The organism is Vibrio sp. RC586 (assembly GCF_000176715.1).
GTDB lineage: Bacteria > Pseudomonadota > Gammaproteobacteria > Enterobacterales > Vibrionaceae > Vibrio.
The window spans coordinates 1-17,802 of record NZ_ADBD01000014.1; the positions used below are offsets into that span (position 1 = coordinate 1).

Consider the following 17,802-nt stretch of genomic DNA (forward strand, 5'->3'; position numbering starts at 1 on the left):
CTGTGTGGGCACTCGTTGATGATAATCAAAAAAGATTTATCAATGAACTGAGTGACCATTTGAATGAGCAATCATTCAGCACAGTCAATTCAACATTACTTCGCTTTTTATTAAGCAAAGAATGTAATCAGTATTCATTGAGCCGAAGCGAAAGCTTCAAAAACTTTTAATTGAAGAGTTTGATCATGGCTCAGATTGAACGCTGGCGGCAGGCCTAACACATGCAAGTCGAGCGGCAGCACAGAGGAACTTGTTCCTTGGGTGGCGAGCGGCGGACGGGTGAGTAATGCCTGGGAAATTGCCCGGTAGAGGGGGATAACCATTGGAAACGATGGCTAATACCGCATAACCTCGTAAGAGCAAAGCAGGGGACCTTCGGGCCTTGCGCTACCGGATATGCCCAGGTGGGATTAGCTAGTTGGTGAGGTAAGGGCTCACCAAGGCGACGATCCCTAGCTGGTCTGAGAGGATGATCAGCCACACTGGAACTGAGACACGGTCCAGACTCCTACGGGAGGCAGCAGTGGGGAATATTGCACAATGGGCGCAAGCCTGATGCAGCCATGCCGCGTGTATGAAGAAGGCCTTCGGGTTGTAAAGTACTTTCAGTAGGGAGGAAGGTGGTTAAGTTAATACCTTAATCATTTGACGTTACCTACAGAAGAAGCACCGGCTAACTCCGTGCCAGCAGCCGCGGTAATACGGAGGGTGCAAGCGTTAATCGGAATTACTGGGCGTAAAGCGCATGCAGGTGGTTTGTTAAGTCAGATGTGAAAGCCCTGGGCTCAACCTAGGAATCGCATTTGAAACTGACAAGCTAGGGTACTGTAGAGGGGGGTAGAATTTCAGGTGTAGCGGTGAAATGCGTAGAGATCTGAAGGAATACCGGTGGCGAAGGCGGCCCCCTGGACAGATACTGACACTCAGATGCGAAAGCGTGGGGAGCAAACAGGATTAGATACCCTGGTAGTCCACGCCGTAAACGATGTCTACTTGGAGGTTGTGACCTAGAGTCGTGGCTTTCGGAGCTAACGCGTTAAGTAGACCGCCTGGGGAGTACGGTCGCAAGATTAAAACTCAAATGAATTGACGGGGGCCCGCACAAGCGGTGGAGCATGTGGTTTAATTCGATGCAACGCGAAGAACCTTACCTACTCTTGACATCCTCAGAAGAGACTGGAGACAGTCTTGTGCCTTCGGGAACTGAGAGACAGGTGCTGCATGGCTGTCGTCAGCTCGTGTTGTGAAATGTTGGGTTAAGTCCCGCAACGAGCGCAACCCTTATCCTTGTTTGCCAGCACGTAATGGTGGGAACTCCAGGGAGACTGCCGGTGATAAACCGGAGGAAGGTGGGGACGACGTCAAGTCATCATGGCCCTTACGAGTAGGGCTACACACGTGCTACAATGGCGTATACAGAGGGCAGCAAGACCGCGAGGTGGAGCGAATCTCACAAAGTACGTCGTAGTCCGGATTGGAGTCTGCAACTCGACTCCATGAAGTCGGAATCGCTAGTAATCGCAAATCAGAATGTTGCGGTGAATACGTTCCCGGGCCTTGTACACACCGCCCGTCACACCATGGGAGTGGGCTGCAAAAGAAGCAGGTAGTTTAACCTTCGGGAGGACGCTTGCCACTTTGTGGTTCATGACTGGGGTGAAGTCGTAACAAGGTAGCGCTAGGGGAACCTGGCGCTGGATCACCTCCTTACACGATGATTATCGTGATGAGTGTCCACACAGATTGATTTGGTTTAGATTTGAGCATCAAGTGGGGCTATAGCTCAGCTGGGAGAGCGCTTGCATGGCATGCAAGAGGTCTGCGGTTCGATCCCGCATAGCTCCACCATCTTTAAGCGTTTTCGCTGAGAATGTTTAAAAATGGTTCATCTTTTCTTTAAATAGAAAGGGAATCTTGCTCTTTAACAATTTGGAAAGCTGACAAAACAACAATTTATTGTTGTTTGTAAAGTTCTCAATGTTTATCGAAAGATAAACACCAACAACACATTCAAGTGTGCTTGGTATCGAATAAGACTTAGGTCTTGTTCAAAATTTGAGTCCGGCAAAATCTGTCTCGCACTCATGTAAATTAAACGCGAGACAACTTAGGTTGTTTAAACAACAACCCGAAACTCCTTCGGGTTGTATGGTTAAGTGACTAAGCGTACACGGTGGATGCCTGGGCAGTCAGAGGCGATGAAGGACGTACTAACTTGCGATAAGCGCAGATAAGGCAGTAAGAGCCGTTTGAGTCTGCGATTTCCGAATGGGGAAACCCAACTGCATAAGCAGTTACTGTTAACTGAATCCATAGGTTAACAGAGCAAACCGGGGGAACTGAAACATCTAAGTACCCCGAGGAGAAGAAATCAACCGAGATTCCGGTAGTAGCGGCGAGCGAACCTGGATTAGCCCTTAAGCACTCGGTGAAGTAGGTGAACAAGCTGGAAAGCTTGGCGATACAGGGTGATAGCCCCGTAACCGACGCTTCATCGAGCGTGAAATCGAGTAGGGCGGGACACGTGATATCCTGTCTGAATATGGGGGGACCATCCTCCAAGGCTAAATACTCCTGACTGACCGATAGTGAACCAGTACCGTGAGGGAAAGGCGAAAAGAACCCCTGTGAGGGGAGTGAAATAGAACCTGAAACCGTGTACGTACAAGCAGTAGGAGCACCTTCGTGGTGTGACTGCGTACCTTTTGTATAATGGGTCAGCGACTTATATTCAGTGGCAAGGTTAACCGTATAGGGGAGCCGTAGCGAAAGCGAGTCTTAACTGGGCGCTCAGTCTCTGGATATAGACCCGAAACCGGGTGATCTAGCCATGGGCAGGTTGAAGGTTGAGTAACATCAACTGGAGGACCGAACCGACTAATGTTGAAAAATTAGCGGATGACTTGTGGCTAGGGGTGAAAGGCCAATCAAACTCGGAGATAGCTGGTTCTCCCCGAAAGCTATTTAGGTAGCGCCTCGGACGAATACTACTGGGGGTAGAGCACTGTTAAGGCTAGGGGGTCATCCCGACTTACCAACCCTTTGCAAACTCCGAATACCAGTAAGTACTATCCGGGAGACACACGGCGGGTGCTAACGTCCGTCGTGGAGAGGGAAACAACCCAGACCGCCAGCTAAGGTCCCAAAGTATTGCTAAGTGGGAAACGATGTGGGAAGGCTCAGACAGCTAGGATGTTGGCTTAGAAGCAGCCATCATTTAAAGAAAGCGTAATAGCTCACTAGTCGAGTCGGCCTGCGCGGAAGATGTAACGGGGCTAAGCAATACACCGAAGCTGCGGCAATGTCCTTTGGGCATTGGGTAGGGGAGCGTTCTGTAAGCCGTTGAAGGTGAATCGTAAGGTTTGCTGGAGGTATCAGAAGTGCGAATGCTGACATGAGTAACGACAAGGGGGGTGAAAAACCTCCCCGCCGGAAGACCAAGGGTTCCTGTCCAACGTTAATCGGGGCAGGGTGAGTCGACCCCTAAGGCGAGGCTGAAAAGCGTAGTCGATGGGAAACGGGTTAATATTCCCGTACTCAATCAAATTGCGATGGGGGGACGGAGAAGGCTAGGTGGGCCAGGCGACGGTTGTCCTGGTTCAAGTGCGTAGGCTTAAGAGTTAGGTAAATCCGGCTCTTTCTAAGGCTGAGACACGACGTCGAGCACCTACGGGTGTGAAGTCATTGATGCCATGCTTCCAGGAAAAGCCTCTAAGCTTCAGATTTGATGGAATCGTACCCCAAACCGACACAGGTGGTCGGGTAGAGAATACCAAGGCGCTTGAGAGAACTCGGGTGAAGGAACTAGGCAAAATGGTACCGTAACTTCGGGAGAAGGTACGCTCTTGATGGTGAAGTCCCTCGCGGATGGAGCTGACGAGAGTCGCAGATACCAGGTGGCTGCAACTGTTTATTAAAAACACAGCACTGTGCAAAATCGCAAGATGACGTATACGGTGTGACGCCTGCCCGGTGCCGGAAGGTTAATTGATGGGGTTAGCGCAAGCGAAGCTCTTGATCGAAGCCCCGGTAAACGGCGGCCGTAACTATAACGGTCCTAAGGTAGCGAAATTCCTTGTCGGGTAAGTTCCGACCTGCACGAATGGCGTAATGATGGCCACGCTGTCTCCACCCGAGACTCAGTGAAATTGAAATCGCTGTGAAGATGCAGTGTACCCGCGGCTAGACGGAAAGACCCCGTGAACCTTTACTACAGCTTGGCACTGAACATTGAACCTACATGTGTAGGATAGGTGGGAGGCTATGAAGACGTGACGCTAGTTGCGTTGGAGCCGTCCTTGAAATACCACCCTTGTATGTTTGATGTTCTAACTTAGACCCGTTATCCGGGTTGAGGACAGTGCCTGGTGGGTAGTTTGACTGGGGCGGTCTCCTCCCAAAGAGTAACGGAGGAGCACGAAGGTGGGCTAATCACGGTTGGACATCGTGAGGTTAGTGCAATGGCATAAGCCCGCTTAACTGCGAGAATGACGGTTCGAGCAGGTGCGAAAGCAGGTCATAGTGATCCGGTGGTTCTGTATGGAAGGGCCATCGCTCAACGGATAAAAGGTACTCCGGGGATAACAGGCTGATACCGCCCAAGAGTTCATATCGACGGCGGTGTTTGGCACCTCGATGTCGGCTCATCACATCCTGGGGCTGAAGTCGGTCCCAAGGGTATGGCTGTTCGCCATTTAAAGTGGTACGCGAGCTGGGTTTAGAACGTCGTGAGACAGTTCGGTCCCTATCTGCCGTGGGCGTTGGAAGATTGAAGGGGGCTGCTCCTAGTACGAGAGGACCGGAGTGGACGAACCTCTGGTGTTCGGGTTGTGTCGCCAGACGCATTGCCCGGTAGCTAAGTTCGGAATCGATAACCGCTGAAAGCATCTAAGCGGGAAGCGAGCCCTGAGATGAGTCTTCCCTGACAGTTTAACTGTCCTAAAGGGTTGTTCGAGACTAGAACGTTGATAGGCAGGGTGTGTAAGCGTTGTGAGGCGTTGAGCTAACCTGTACTAATTGCCCGTGAGGCTTAACCATACAACACCCAAGGGGTTTTGTAGTGGACTCAAAGCTAAGCGCATAAGAATGTGTGTGAGAACGAAGACAGCTTTCCAGATTATTCTCTAGAAATAGAGAGAAAGAATTTGCTTGGCGACCATAGCGTTTTGGACCCACCTGACTCCATCCCGAACTCAGAAGTGAAACGAAACAGCGTCGATGGTAGTGTGGGGTTTCCCCATGTGAGAGTAGAACATCGCCAGGCTTTAATTTAGCACCAAGCGCTAGCCAATGCGGAGCGGTAGTTCAGTTGGTTAGAATACCGGCCTGTCACGCCGGGGGTCGCGGGTTCGAGTCCCGTCCGCTCCGCCACTTATTCGAGCTTAAGCTCAAAAAATCCACAGGGGTGTAGCTCCAATTGGCAGAGCAGCGGATTCCAAATCCGCGTGTTGGGAGTTCGAATCTCTCCACCCCTGCCATATATTGAACCTCAGCAGCAATGCTGAGGTTTTTCTTTATCCGTGTTTTGACAAATTCCAGTCAAGTATCGTGATACGTGACGTATGTAACTTTTCTTATTTACCATCTCATGCATCCCTTCTTCCCCTATTTCTTCCTTTAATTAAATCTATTCTTACGCTGAAATATCGCACTTTATCTTTATGAATGTTTAAAATAGCTTCTCTAAATAATGGAGGAACAAGCATGTCGCTATCTATGTTGGGGTTTATTGCTTTGGGTGGGGCGATTGGTGCTTGTGCCCGTTTCTTAGTCTCTGAAATGTGCATTACTCTTTTTGGCCGAGGTTTCCCTGTGGGAACACTCACCGTGAATGTTGTTGGCTCATTCACTATGGGGGTTTTGATTGCTTGTGTTGAAAACGAGTGGTTAAGCCCTTACCCGTGGAAACAAGTGATTGGGCTCGGTTTTTTGGGGGCATTGACGACATTCTCTACGTTCTCAATGGATAATGTGCTGTTAATGCAGCAAGGAGCCTTTTTTAAGATGGGAGCGAATGTGCTGCTCAACGTGATTTTGAGTATTTCCGCTGCTTGGCTTGGGTTCTACTGGTTAATAAAAAGTTGATAAGTGAAACAGTCATTTTACTTGGTTAACCAATAACCTTTATCTATAATGCTTCCACTTGTCGGAGTGCCATTGGGCTGAGACCGTTTATTCGGGATCCGTTGAACCTGATCAGGTTAATACCTGCGAAGGGAACAAGAGAAGACTCTCTGGGTGAGCTATTATTTTTAGTAGCGATCTTACCTGTCGACTCACCTCTTATAGCATTTTTCCGTCAAGCATTTCTCCCTCTTATTAAAAAGGAAATGCTATGTCGAATCGTAAACAAGCAAGACTGGAAGCGAAACGTTTTATAGAAACTCTTTCAGTTGAACCCTATCCAAACTCTCAAAAGACATATTTCGTAGGATCTCGTGCGGATATTCGTGTGCCTGTGCGTGAAATTGCCCTTAGTAATACCTTGGTCGGTGGTAGCAAAGAGGCACCTATTTTTGAGCCTAACGAGCCGATCTGTGTCTACGACACCTCTGGTGTTTATACTGATCCTGAGCATGATATAGACCTCTATACAGGACTTCCTAAACTGAGAGAGTCATGGATTGAAGAGCGTCAGGATACCCAGATTCTATCTAATATGAGTTCTCATTTTGCTCGTGAGCGATTGGCCGATGAGACACTTGATGAGCTGCGCTATGGACATCTTCCTCGTATTCGACGGTCTGTAAAGCAGCGTCGAGTGACTCAGTTACATTACGCAAGACAGGGTATTGTTACACCTGAAATGGAGTTCGTTGCGATTAGAGAAAACTCTCGTCGCCTATCAAATCAAGCCCTCAGTTTAACTCAGCAACATGCAGGCCAGAATTTTGGAGCACACCTTCCTGATTTGATTACCCCTGAATTCGTACGTAATGAGGTTGCAGAAGGGCGTGCCATTATCCCATGCAATATTAATCATCCTGAATCCGAGCCGATGATCATTGGCCGTAATTTCTTGGTTAAGGTGAACGCGAATATTGGTAACTCTTCGGTCAGTTCATCTATCGAAGAGGAGGTGGAGAAACTGGTGTGGGCTACTCGCTGGGGTGCTGATACGGTCATGGATCTTTCTACTGGGCGGAATATTCACGAAACACGGGAATGGATTCTGCGCAATAGCCCTGTCCCTATTGGTACTGTACCTATGTATCAAGCACTAGAAAAAGTGAATGGCATAGCTGAAAATCTCACTTGGGAAGTCATGCGTGACACTTTGCTTGAGCAAGCCGAGCAAGGTGTGGACTATTTTACGATTCATGCCGGTTTGTTATTGCGTTATGTGCCGATGACGGCAAAACGCCTGACTGGGATTGTCTCTCGCGGTGGTTCTATCATTGCTAAATGGTGCCTTTCTCACCATAAGGAGAATTTCCTTTATACCCATTTTCGTGAAATCTGTGAGATTTGTGCGCAGTATGATGTGGCTCTATCTCTTGGAGATGGGCTTCGTCCAGGCTCGATTGCTGATGCTAACGATGAAGCACAATTTGCTGAGTTACGTACTCTTGGTGAGCTAGCCAAAATAGCTTGGGAATATGATGTTCAGGTCATGATTGAAGGCCCAGGACATGTGCCGATGCATTTGATTAAGGCGAATATGGATGAACAGCTTAAACACTGCCATGAGGCTCCTTTCTATACTCTTGGACCATTAACCACCGATATCGCTCCTGGTTATGATCACATTACCTCAGGTATTGGTGCGGCAATGATTGGTTGGTTTGGGTGTGCCATGCTCTGCTATGTAACGCCGAAAGAGCACTTGGGATTACCCAATAAAGAAGATGTTAAAACAGGCCTTATTACGTACAAGTTAGCTGCACATGCTGCTGATTTAGCAAAAGGGCATCCAGGGGCTCAGATTCGCGACAATGCATTATCAAAAGCGCGTTTTGAATTCCGTTGGGAAGACCAATTCAACCTCGCATTAGATCCGGTAACAGCTCGTGCTTTCCATGATGAAACTTTACCGCAAGAGTCGGGGAAGGTTGCCCATTTCTGTTCTATGTGTGGCCCTAAATTCTGTTCTATGAAGATTTCACAAGAGGTAAGAGATTACGCTAATCATCAACAAACCTCAGAGACTTCAGTCATTGAATTGACCATGCCGGAGCAATTGGCTCAACAAGGAATGCACGATAAATCTCAAGAGTTTTTAGCCTCGGGTGCTGAGCTCTATCATCCATTAGTTAAAGAATTAGCTGAGGAGTGATGATGGCTCGCTTAGTTTTTCCCCGTCACATGGCTGCATTCACTGGCCGTGTGCAATCAGTGTTGTTTCTGGCTGAAAAACAGGGATTTTCTATACAACACATCAGTTTAGATGTGGGTGATAGCCCATATTTTGTATTAATCGGTGGGTGTTCGGTAGTGATTGGCAGTGATGTGTGCTCCCTAGAGAACGCAAGTGAGCCTTTAGATTATTACATACAGTATTTAGCAGGGCAGCCAGTACATCAGGCCAACTGTACGGTGAAGGTGGGGCTGCCCGATCCACGTGACGGCGATTTCCAAATAGATCAGTGGTTTACTAAGGCGAACATTCCACAACAGATCTCTTATCCATTTGTTCATACATCATTGAATTATCAGCAAAATCAACATCTTGCTTGGGTGTTAGCACTGTTAGCTCTGGATTTTCCTCTTGAGGATACATTGTGTATTGCTCGTGCCGCGATGAGTCAAGCTCAGTATGTTTCACGTGAAACATGGCCGACACAGTGGCAGCATTTTCCTGTAGTCAAAACAGCGTGGCATTCCGCTAAAGTTGTCGCTTTCCCTGCAATCGATAAGGCGAAATTTACACTCTACCCCGTAGTAGACGATGTGGCTTGGATTGAACTTCTATTGAAGCTTGGAGTAACAACGGTCCAATTGCGTATTAAAGATCCATCACGGCAAGACTTGGAAGCGCAAATCTCTCGAGCAGTTAGTTTGGGGAGGGAATATGACGCACAAGTCTTTATTAACGATTACTGGCAGCTGGCCATGAAGTACCATGCTTATGGTGTCCACTTGGGGCAAGAGGATCTGACGTGTGCCAATTTAGAACTGTTGTCACAAGCAGGATTGCGATTGGGCCTCTCGACCCATGGTTATTTTGAGTTAGTGAATGCGGCATGTATACAACCTAGCTATATTGCGCTAGGCCATATTTTCCCCACGACAACTAAACAGATGCCATCAAGACCCCAAGGATTGGTACGCTTGGCGGCTTATCAAATCGTTGCTGATCAGATGCCTTATCACGGTGATCTAGGCATACCCACGGTGGCGATTGGAGGGATTGAACTCTCAAATATTCGTGATGTGCTCGCTTGTGGAGTGACGTCTGCCGCTGTTGTTCGGGCGATCACTCTCGCTGAGAATCCAGCTTTCGCCGTGCACCAACTCTTCTCTGCGTTTTATGAGTGTAAGGAAAAGCAGTTTCTGGACCTGAAACAGAAAATAGCCACTTTGACTCGGGAGGCTAGTGATGCTCAGTGATCAACTTTTTCTGCGTTACCAACGGCAAATTAGCCTTGCTGAAGTGGATCACATCGGTCAACAAAAACTCATCAATGCGCGAATTTTGATGGTCGGGTGCGGTGGTCTTGGTTGTGTGGTGGCTCCTTATTTAGTCGGAGCTGGTATCGGGAGTCTCATCATTGCTGATGGTGATGGGTTGGAAATACACAATTTACATCGGCAGATTATCTATCGCGAAGAACAGTTAGGAGGCAATAAGTCGGAATTATTAGCTCAACATCTCCGCCTATTGAATTCTAATGTCCGCATTCGAACCGTTCCAAGGCAAGTTGACGAGCTGATTTTGACATTGGAAATAGAGCACGTGGATCTGGTCATTGACTGCAGTGACAACTTGGCAACCCGTCATGCCATTAACCGAGTCTGCTTTAATGCACAAGTTCCACTCATTAGTGGTGCGGCAATCGGGTGGGAAGGACATTTGATGGCGTTTCGCTATCAGCAAAACTCCCCTTGCTATCACTGCATTGTTCCAGATATGTCGGATAGACAGCGCTGTAGTGACTCTGGGGTGATAGGACCTGTGGTGGGAATGGTGGGGAATGCACAAGCTTTACTCGCCCTACATTATTTACTCGATAACACGCGATTTCCTGCCGAACAATTGATGCGCTTTAATGGAATGCAAATGCAATGGCAAATCTTGCAATTACACCAAGATAAAGCCTGTCCAGTTTGCGGTATTCATTCCGCAGTAATTAAGGAGTGTGCCCTGTGTTAGTTATATTTATTAATCAACAGCCTTTTGAAGTTGTTGCCGAAACTTCATTGCGTGAATTGCACACCCAGCTCAAGCTCCCGCAACAAGGCTGTGTATTTAGTCTCAATGGTGATGTGGTTCCCAGAAGTGAATGGGAACAAGTTGGGTTAAGTGCAGGTGATCAGATTTCACTCTTTCAAGCGATAGCAGGAGGCTAATCCCATGCTGAAGATTGCAGACAAAACATTTCATTCCAGATTATTTACGGGTACCGGAAAATTCTCCAACCGCACCATCATGACTAATGCACTCGCAGCTTCGGGGTCGGAGTTGGTCACCATGGCATTGAAGCGTATTGATTTCACCCAATCTAACGATGATATTCTCGCACCTCTACTCAACATGCAGATCAATTTGTTACCCAATACATCGGGTGCCAAAACCGCAGCCGATGCCGTGTATGCGGCTCAGTTGGCACGAGAGGCTTTGGGGACATCTTGGTTAAAGTTAGAAATTCATCCTGATCCGAAATATTTAATGCCAGATCCCGTGGAGACTTTGCTGGCGGCAGAGCAGTTGGTTAAGTTGGGCTTTACCGTTTTACCTTATTGTCATGCCGACCCTGTGCTGTGCAAAAGATTGGAAGAAGTTGGATGTGCCGCCGTGATGCCGCTTGGTTCTCCGATCGGTAGTAACCAAGGCTTAGCCTCTAAAGCTTTCCTCGATATTATCATCGAACAAGCTAATGTTCCGGTGATTGTTGATGCTGGGATTGGTTCACCCTCTGATGCGGCATTAGCGATGGAATTGGGTGCCGATGCGGTGCTGGTTAACACGGCGATTGCTGCCGCTAGGGATCCAATCGCTATGGCTCAAGCCTTTAAGCTTGCAGTTGAAGCGGGACGCATGGCGTATGAGTCAGGTATGCCATCACGCTTAAGGACGGCATCAGCTTCGAGCCCGTTAACTGGATTTTTGGATTTTGCGTTATGACGTTCATGCAGCGCTTCCAACTAATGGACTGGGATGACATTCGCCTGTCTATTCATGCCAAAACAGCAAGGGATGTGGAGCAGGCTCTCTCTTCGCATAAGCGTACACTGGAGGACTTCAAAGCACTGATTTCTCCTGCTGCAGAGCCTTATCTCGAAGCAATGGCTCAAGTCGCTTATCAAGCCACTCGTCAGCGATTTGGTAACACCATGTCGATGTATATCCCGCTTTATCTTTCGAATCTTTGTTCAAACTCATGTACCTATTGTGGTTTTTCGATGGAGCACCGAATCAAGCGCAAAACACTGAATGTTGAAGAGGTTGAGCGTGAGGTTGTAGCGATCAAGAAAATGGGATTTGATAGTGTCTTGCTCGTCACGGGAGAGCATGAGACTAAAGTTGGTATCGACTATTTTCGCCGAGTATTGCCCATCATCAAGCGGGCATTCAGCTACGTTGCGATGGAAGTACAACCGTTACAACAAGAAGAGTACGCTCAGCTGATTGAACTCGGGCTCGATGCCGTCATGGTCTATCAAGAAACCTATCATCCATCAACTTATGCTCAGCACCATCTGCGTGGCAATAAGATGGATTTCCAATTCCGGTTGGAAACGCCGGATCGTTTGGCGAAAGCGGGTGTTGATAAGATCGGTATTGGGGCATTAATTGGTCTTGAAGATTGGCGCACTGACTGCTTTTTTGTTGCCGCACATCTGGACTATTTACAGCGACAGTATTGGAAAACACGCTACTCGATCTCTTTTCCGCGCTTGCGCCCGTGTGAAGGTGCATTGCAACCGAAATCGGTAATGTCTGATCGGCAATTAGTTCAATTAATCTGTGCTTATCGCTTATTGAACGGTGAAGTTGAGTTATCACTTTCTACGCGGGAGTCTCCCGAATTCCGTAATCAGGTGGCCAAACTTGGGGTGACTGCGATGTCAGCGGCTTCGAAAACTCAACCGGGTGGGTACGCAGATCCAAAAGTGGAACTAGAGCAGTTTTCTGTCAGTGATGAGCGCTCTGCGGCAGAAGTGAGTGCAGCGTTAATGACTCAGGGATTACAAGTCGTTTGGCAAGATTGGCATCGAGCCTATTCGAGATGATGTTTCACGTGAAACCAACGTGGTTTTAATTAGTTTGTTAAAAGCCAACGCTTCAAAAACTTATAGATAAAAGAAAACCGCCGGTCGGCGGTTTTCTTTTATCAGTAGGCCATAGCTAAATGCATTAAACCCATTGGCATTGCGTTATGGATGGCTCAACGGTGACGTTGCTTGAACAAGCCATTGGCGAGTTGTTTCGTCTATGATAAGAGGGCTCACCTCATCCCATACTTTTTGATGGTATTGATTGAGCCAATTCAACTCAGGTTTGGTCAGTAAATTCACGTCAATCGCACGCTTATCGATCGGGCAGCGAGTTAAAGACTCAAAGCCGAGGACCGAGAAATCACCTTGAGTTTGGAACTCAGAGACGAGCTCTAGGTTTTCAATACGAATCCCGAAAGCGTCAGCTCGGTAATAGCCAGGTTCATTGGACAGCACCATTCCGGGACGTAGAGCGACACTATTGTGTACTTTTGCGATCCGCTGTGGACCCTCATGAACACTTAAAAAGTGGCCTACACCGTGGCCAGTACCATGGTCATAGTCATAACCTTGCGCCCACAAGTATTGTCTGGCTAACACATCCAGTTGTGAACCTGTAGTGCCTTTAGGAAAGCGGGCACGAGCTAACGCGATGTGCCCTTTGAGCACTAAAGTGAATTGTTGTTTCATCTCAGGGCTGACATTACCAATCGCAATGGTTCGGGTAATGTCGGTGGTTCCATCGACGTATTGGCCGCCAGAGTCAACCAAATACAGGCTATTCATTGAAAGCTCGCCAGGTATGGGTTGATTTTGATGGTTGTAATGACACATGGCTGCGTTGGTGCCTGCTGCGGAAATCGTATCGAAACTTAGGTCGACTAGAGTTGGGTCTTGGCGACGGAAAGCTTCCAATCGCTCAGCCAACTGCGCTTCGTTATGTAAATGACCATTGGCTACTTCATTGTCTAACCATGCGAGAAATTGCACCATGGCTGCACCATCACGCACATGGCAATCGCGCATTCCAGCTACTTCAACGCTGTTTTTTGCTGCTTTAGGCAGTAAGCACGGATCCGCTTCATTGATCAACTCTGCTCCTGCATTCTGCAACGTGAGAGTGAACCAAGCATTGCTAGTCGCAGAATCGAGCATAACACTACGGCCAGAGAGCTGACGCAGTTGTGCTTCAAGCTGTTCAGGATGATGTACGCGAACCGTCCCTCCCACATGGACGTCAAAGTTTGCCGCCAAGCGTACAGGGTCAAGGAAGAAATCGATACTTGTGTCGCTGTGAACAATCGCGTGAGAAAGCAAAACGGGCAAGCGAGAAACATCCAAACCACGGATATTGAGTAGCCATGCGATCGAATCAAGCTCGGTAAGCACTACGCAATCGACGTTCTTAGAGCGCAAGGTGGCTGAGATCAACTCTCGCTTTTCAAGACTAGTCTGGCCAACTCTCGCCAAAGGCATTAAGCGCATTTCAGACACGACAGGTGCAGGGCGACCATGCCATAACCGATCAACGGGATTATCCGCTACCGGACACAGTAACACTTTTCCAGCAAGTTTTTGCTGCGCTTGAGTAAGCCAGCTGCCACGGTGCATACGTGGGTCATAACCCACTTTGGCTCCTGTTGGAAGTTGTTCCGTTAACCAACCTAAGTAAGGTTCTTCAATCAAATGGCGGTACTCAAACAACTCAGGAGAGACCTGTTTACGTACTTGAACGGTATAGCGGCCATCAACAAAAATCGCTGCACGGTTGGTAGCAACAATCGAAGCGCCGGCAGAACCAGTAAAACCCGTTAACCAATGCAAGCGCTCGTTGTGTTCGGGGACATATTCACCGAGATATTCATCTTCATGAGGGATGATGAAAGCATCAAGTTGTTGGGTGTGTAGCCAATGGCGAAAATCCGCGAGGCGCTGAGCATGAGAGTTTGACATCTGAGGTTATCCTTTTTCTAAACAGTCCTTTGTTATGGCTTGTTGCATCGCAGTGAAGGAGTCAATACAGCAAGTGGACGAGAGCGAATAAGCTACTCCTTTTATGTACGCTGCGCAAATATCTGACTATGGATTCAACGTAAATGAAGTGTATTGGTTTGTATCACTTCGCGCAGCCAACGTAATGCAGGATCGCTTTCTCGATCACGATGCCAGAACAGGGTATAGGCCATCGGCGGAAGCTCAATCGGCAGTTGGAGTTCAACCAGACCAAGCTGCTTTACGATTAATTGGGTAAAGTGGCTTGGCGCCGTAAACACAAAGTCGGTATAGGTACACAAACTAGCGGCACTATTGAAATCAGGCACTGTGATGGCGATGTCGCGCTCACAGCCGATATCTGCTAGGCGATAGTCAAGTAGCCACCGATCATTGCCATCACAACGGACTTGTACGTGTCTCTGGTTCAGATAGCTCGCGAGGTTCCATTCTTGAGTGAGCAGTGGATGATCGTGGCGTACTACACAGCGCTGCTGATCGCGAAACAGCTCTTGTTCACAGATGTCCGTAGGGGGCAGCATGGTCAGCTTGGCATCGTTGATGTCAATGTCTCTTCCGGTTAGCCCAAAATCCAGTTCACCGACTTGCAGTTTACGAAAGGTTTGATCACTCCATGAGTGGGTGCTGATACTAAGATGGGGACCATGATGAAAAATGGTGGGTAAAAAATAGGGCATGATCAGTGGATAGGCGCTTTCTACCGCGGCAATTTGAAAGCGGTATTCACTCGATTGAGGTGAGAACTGGGCTGGCTGGGTAAGCAGCTCAAGTTGATTGACCAATACATCGAGTTTGGGTTTTAAAAATAAAGCCTTAGGCGTTGCATTTAAACCATAAGAAGTGCGAACAAAAAGCGGATCATCAAATTGCTCACGCAGTTTAGCCAGTGATTTACTAACGGCTGATTGGCTAAGACACAAACGAGCGGCGGCACGTGTGACGCTGAGCTCTTCGATTAATACCTTTAAGCAGACCAGAAGATTGAGGTCGATCCGCGCGAGTTTTTCAATTTGCATAAGATTTTCTAAAATGGAATAACAGCAATGACGAGATACCACTGTTTTGCATATCTTGCCATGCGTATCATGCATTGATCTTTAAAAATGAGCCGGAGTGTGAAGTGAAACAAGCAATGCCTGATCAGGTCAGTAAACAACAAATGGTATTACTGACGTTTTTGGTTCTTTTTAGCCCCTTGGCTATCGATATTTATTTACCGGCATTGCCACAAATTTCGCAAGCGTTTCACGTGGAACACTCCTTAGCGAAGGATACGATTACTTGGTTTTTGTTTGCTATGGGTGTAGGGCAGCTTTTTGCTGGCCCATTGGCAGATAAGTACGGTCGTCGAACGGTTGCATTAGGAGGAATTAGCATCTACATCTTGAGTGCTTTATTGGCGTGGAGTGCTCAAACAATCGAATGGATGTTGATGGCTCGGCTGTTACAAGGCTTAGGAGCGTGTGCAACCTCCGTAGCAGCTTTTGCAACGGTTCGCGATTTATTTGGCCCACAACGCAGCGGCAAGATGATCAGCTATCTGAATGGGGCGATCTGTTTTATTCCTGCGTTGGCGCCTATTTTAGGGAGTTGGTTAACACAACAATTTGGCTGGCGAGCGAATTTCAGCTTTATGGCTGGTTTTGCATTGGTCGTGGGTTCGGCGATTGCGTTACGTATGCAAGAGAGCAATCCAAATACAGGAACACGTCCGGCGGTGTTCAAACTCTCACGTTATGCTGCGGTGCTTAAAGCGCCTACATTTTTGTTTCACGCGACCCTATGTATGCTCGCTATGGCCGTCATTCTAGCTTACGTCACTTCTGCGCCAGTGGTTTTGATGGAGCGTCTGCATTTAAGTATGAATGAGTTTACTCTTTGGTTTGGCTTGAATGCAGTAGTGAACATTATTGCCTGCATGACTGCTCCGAAAATGATGGATAAACTCGGTACACGAATCACGTTGCTGATCGGCATTATGACGCTGTTGATTGCGGGAGTGATGATGGTGATGATGCAGACTGTACCTGCTCCGCTAGCTTTCATGTTGCCGATCTTTTTATCCTCGATTGGTTTTGCTTGGATTCTTGGGGCCGCAGCAGGGAAAGCTTTAGCACCATTTGGCGACAAAGCAGGAACGGCGGCGGCATTGCTTGGCTTATTTCAAATGAGTGGTGCTGGGCTGCTAGTGGGCACATTGCAACGAATGTTACCAGAACCACAACACATGATTGGTTTTACAATGTGGCTTGCGGCACCGGCGATTTTGATCATGATGTCCCCGATAGGTAACCGTTGGCACACCCGTGTGCCTGAGTGTTGATTGAGCGAGAGAATTTCACGCTGAGGCTATTTTACTCAGCGTGTATCCTGTGTATATTGTCTGCCACTTCGACAGCAAATAACCGTTTGGAACTTAATACACCATGTCTTTAACCACCTATGAAATGGCTCGCATTCTGGAACAGCTCGATGAGTCCCCAGAAAAGGTGATGTTTGGCAAATTACTTAATGAACTGGGTAACCAAAGTAGCGAACGTATTCGCAGTGCGGCTAAGCAAGTACCGCTAACTGTGCTACGTGACCTGATCTATCAGTTTCAACAAGTGATTGAATCACGTAAAGGTGAGCAAGTGGAAACCATGGCCAAAGAGTTGGCGAAACAAGGAATTTCCGCAGAAGAGCTGCTCAATTATCTACAGAAACGCTAACACTCCCGATTTTATCCATTCTTCTTTTCCTGAGCCTTGTTGCTATCCCTGATAACAGAACAAGGCTAGGCGGCTCATGAACATCGGAAACTCTACGGGTTGACATTGCGGTTGATGGGATTTTGTAAGGAAATCAAGGTTTCCGTGGATTGCACTTCATCAATGGCTTGCAGTTTGTCTATCAGGACATGCTGTAGCTCCTCAATCGAACGGCACATCAATTTCACAAAGATGTTATAGGCGCCAGTGGTGTAGTAAGCTTCAACCACTTCATCAAGTGCATTCAGTTTGGCTAATGCTGAATGGTAATCGCGCGCAGCATTCAAATTTATCCCGATAAAACAGCATACATCGTAACCAAGCTTTTTGGTGTTCACGACCACCTCAGTGCCTTGAATAATATCGGCCGCTTTCATCTTCTCGATTCGCACGTGAATGGTGGCTGGGCTAACATTAAACTGTTTCGCCATTTCTGCGTAAGGTGTGCGGGCATCGTCCATCAGAATCTTCAGAATGGCACGATCCAGCTCATCAAGTTTGGTTTGGTTGGTTTGCATTGTCCTTCCTGATAGTCTGCCGACTCAAAATGAGTGTGTGCATTTTAGCACCATTAAAGTAATTAATAACCTTGGAGTCTGCTTTGAACCCTTTGCGATTATTCCGCGCCATATTCGGATATTTAACCTTTGGGGGGTTAGGA

General features: G+C 47.7%; 12 protein-coding genes, 3 tRNA genes, 3 rRNA genes and 1 riboswitch. Of the genes, 15 read left to right on the forward strand and 3 right to left on the reverse strand.

Annotated features, from left to right (window positions below; translation table 11 throughout):
• Nucleotides 1–167 precede the first annotated feature (167 nt).
• From VOA_RS01155 to thiH, 13 genes are all read left to right on the forward strand, one after another.
• Nucleotides 168–1,710, forward strand: a 16S ribosomal RNA gene (locus VOA_RS01155).
• 62 nt (nucleotides 1,711–1,772) lie between these two features.
• Nucleotides 1,773–1,848 (forward strand) — tRNA-Ala (locus tag VOA_RS01150).
• 302 nt (nucleotides 1,849–2,150) lie between these two features.
• Nucleotides 2,151–5,037 (forward strand): 23S ribosomal RNA (locus VOA_RS01145).
• Nucleotides 5,038–5,147: 110 nt separating this feature from the next.
• A 5S ribosomal RNA gene (gene rrf, locus VOA_RS01140) occupies nucleotides 5,148–5,263 on the forward strand.
• The 16S, 23S and 5S rRNA genes sit together here with 3 tRNA genes alongside, the layout of an rRNA operon.
• A gap of 30 nt (nucleotides 5,264–5,293) precedes the next feature.
• Nucleotides 5,294–5,370: transfer RNA gene (locus VOA_RS01135), tRNA-Asp, on the forward strand.
• Nucleotides 5,371–5,400: 30 nt separating this feature from the next.
• Nucleotides 5,401–5,477, forward strand: a tRNA-Trp gene (locus tag VOA_RS01130).
• 226 nt (nucleotides 5,478–5,703) lie between these two features.
• A complete protein-coding gene (gene crcB, locus VOA_RS01125) occupies nucleotides 5,704–6,084 on the forward strand; it encodes a fluoride efflux transporter CrcB (protein WP_000059130.1) in 381 nt (126 codons plus the stop codon).
• 52 nt (nucleotides 6,085–6,136) lie between these two features.
• A riboswitch (TPP riboswitch) is annotated at nucleotides 6,137–6,235 on the forward strand.
• A gap of 99 nt (nucleotides 6,236–6,334) precedes the next feature.
• Complete coding sequence (thiC, locus tag VOA_RS01120; protein WP_000071122.1) at nucleotides 6,335–8,275, forward strand: phosphomethylpyrimidine synthase ThiC; 1,941 nt, start codon at nucleotides 6,335–6,337, stop codon at nucleotides 8,273–8,275.
• A 2-nt stretch (nucleotides 8,276–8,277) separates the two neighbouring features.
• Entirely contained in the window at nucleotides 8,278–9,549 is a 1,272-nt protein-coding gene (locus VOA_RS01115; protein WP_000113386.1) for a thiamine phosphate synthase, read from the forward strand.
• Nucleotides 9,539–10,312: a HesA/MoeB/ThiF family protein gene (locus tag VOA_RS01110; RefSeq protein WP_000947558.1), complete on the forward strand. Its 774-nt coding sequence runs from the start codon at nucleotides 9,539–9,541 to the stop codon at nucleotides 10,310–10,312. The genes VOA_RS01115 and VOA_RS01110 overlap by 11 nt, the downstream gene beginning before the upstream one ends.
• The gene (gene thiS, locus VOA_RS01105) at nucleotides 10,306–10,509 is read left to right on the forward strand and encodes a sulfur carrier protein ThiS (RefSeq protein ID WP_000960168.1); all 204 of its coding nucleotides are present in this window, start codon (nucleotides 10,306–10,308) and stop codon (nucleotides 10,507–10,509) included. The genes VOA_RS01110 and thiS overlap by 7 nt, the downstream gene beginning before the upstream one ends.
• Before the next feature lie 4 nt (nucleotides 10,510–10,513).
• Nucleotides 10,514–11,284, forward strand: coding sequence for a thiazole synthase (locus VOA_RS01100; protein WP_000912208.1), 771 nt, complete (start codon nucleotides 10,514–10,516; stop codon nucleotides 11,282–11,284).
• The gene (thiH, locus tag VOA_RS01095) at nucleotides 11,281–12,393 is read left to right on the forward strand and encodes a 2-iminoacetate synthase ThiH (RefSeq protein ID WP_000143544.1); all 1,113 of its coding nucleotides are present in this window, start codon (nucleotides 11,281–11,283) and stop codon (nucleotides 12,391–12,393) included. Before VOA_RS01100 ends, thiH begins: the two co-directional genes overlap by 4 nt.
• 144 nt (nucleotides 12,394–12,537) lie before the next feature.
• Here thiH and VOA_RS01090 read toward each other — a convergent pair whose 3' ends face one another.
• Nucleotides 12,538–14,331: an aminopeptidase P family protein gene (locus VOA_RS01090; RefSeq protein WP_000071483.1), complete on the reverse strand. Its 1,794-nt coding sequence runs from the start codon at nucleotides 14,329–14,331 to the stop codon at nucleotides 12,538–12,540.
• A gap of 134 nt (nucleotides 14,332–14,465) precedes the next feature.
• Complete coding sequence (locus VOA_RS01085) at nucleotides 14,466–15,407, reverse strand: LysR substrate-binding domain-containing protein (protein WP_001165360.1); 942 nt, start codon at nucleotides 15,405–15,407, stop codon at nucleotides 14,466–14,468.
• Nucleotides 15,408–15,523: 116 nt separating this feature from the next.
• On the opposite strand from VOA_RS01085, the gene VOA_RS01080 reads away from it, so the two are divergent.
• Together VOA_RS01080 and tsrA are read left to right on the forward strand one after the other, a co-directional pair.
• The gene (locus tag VOA_RS01080; protein WP_001113371.1) at nucleotides 15,524–16,714 is read left to right on the forward strand and encodes a multidrug effflux MFS transporter; all 1,191 of its coding nucleotides are present in this window, start codon (nucleotides 15,524–15,526) and stop codon (nucleotides 16,712–16,714) included.
• Nucleotides 16,715–16,817: 103 nt separating this feature from the next.
• The gene (gene tsrA / locus VOA_RS01075) at nucleotides 16,818–17,102 is read left to right on the forward strand and encodes an H-NS-like global regulator TsrA (RefSeq protein ID WP_000060367.1); all 285 of its coding nucleotides are present in this window, start codon (nucleotides 16,818–16,820) and stop codon (nucleotides 17,100–17,102) included.
• 92 nt (nucleotides 17,103–17,194) lie between these two features.
• On the opposite strand, the gene asnC is transcribed toward tsrA, so the two are convergent.
• Nucleotides 17,195–17,659 (reverse strand): transcriptional regulator AsnC, encoded by a 465-nt coding sequence (gene asnC, locus VOA_RS01070; RefSeq protein WP_001194335.1) that lies wholly within the window; start codon nucleotides 17,657–17,659, stop codon nucleotides 17,195–17,197.
• Nucleotides 17,660–17,802: the final 143 nt, after the last annotated feature.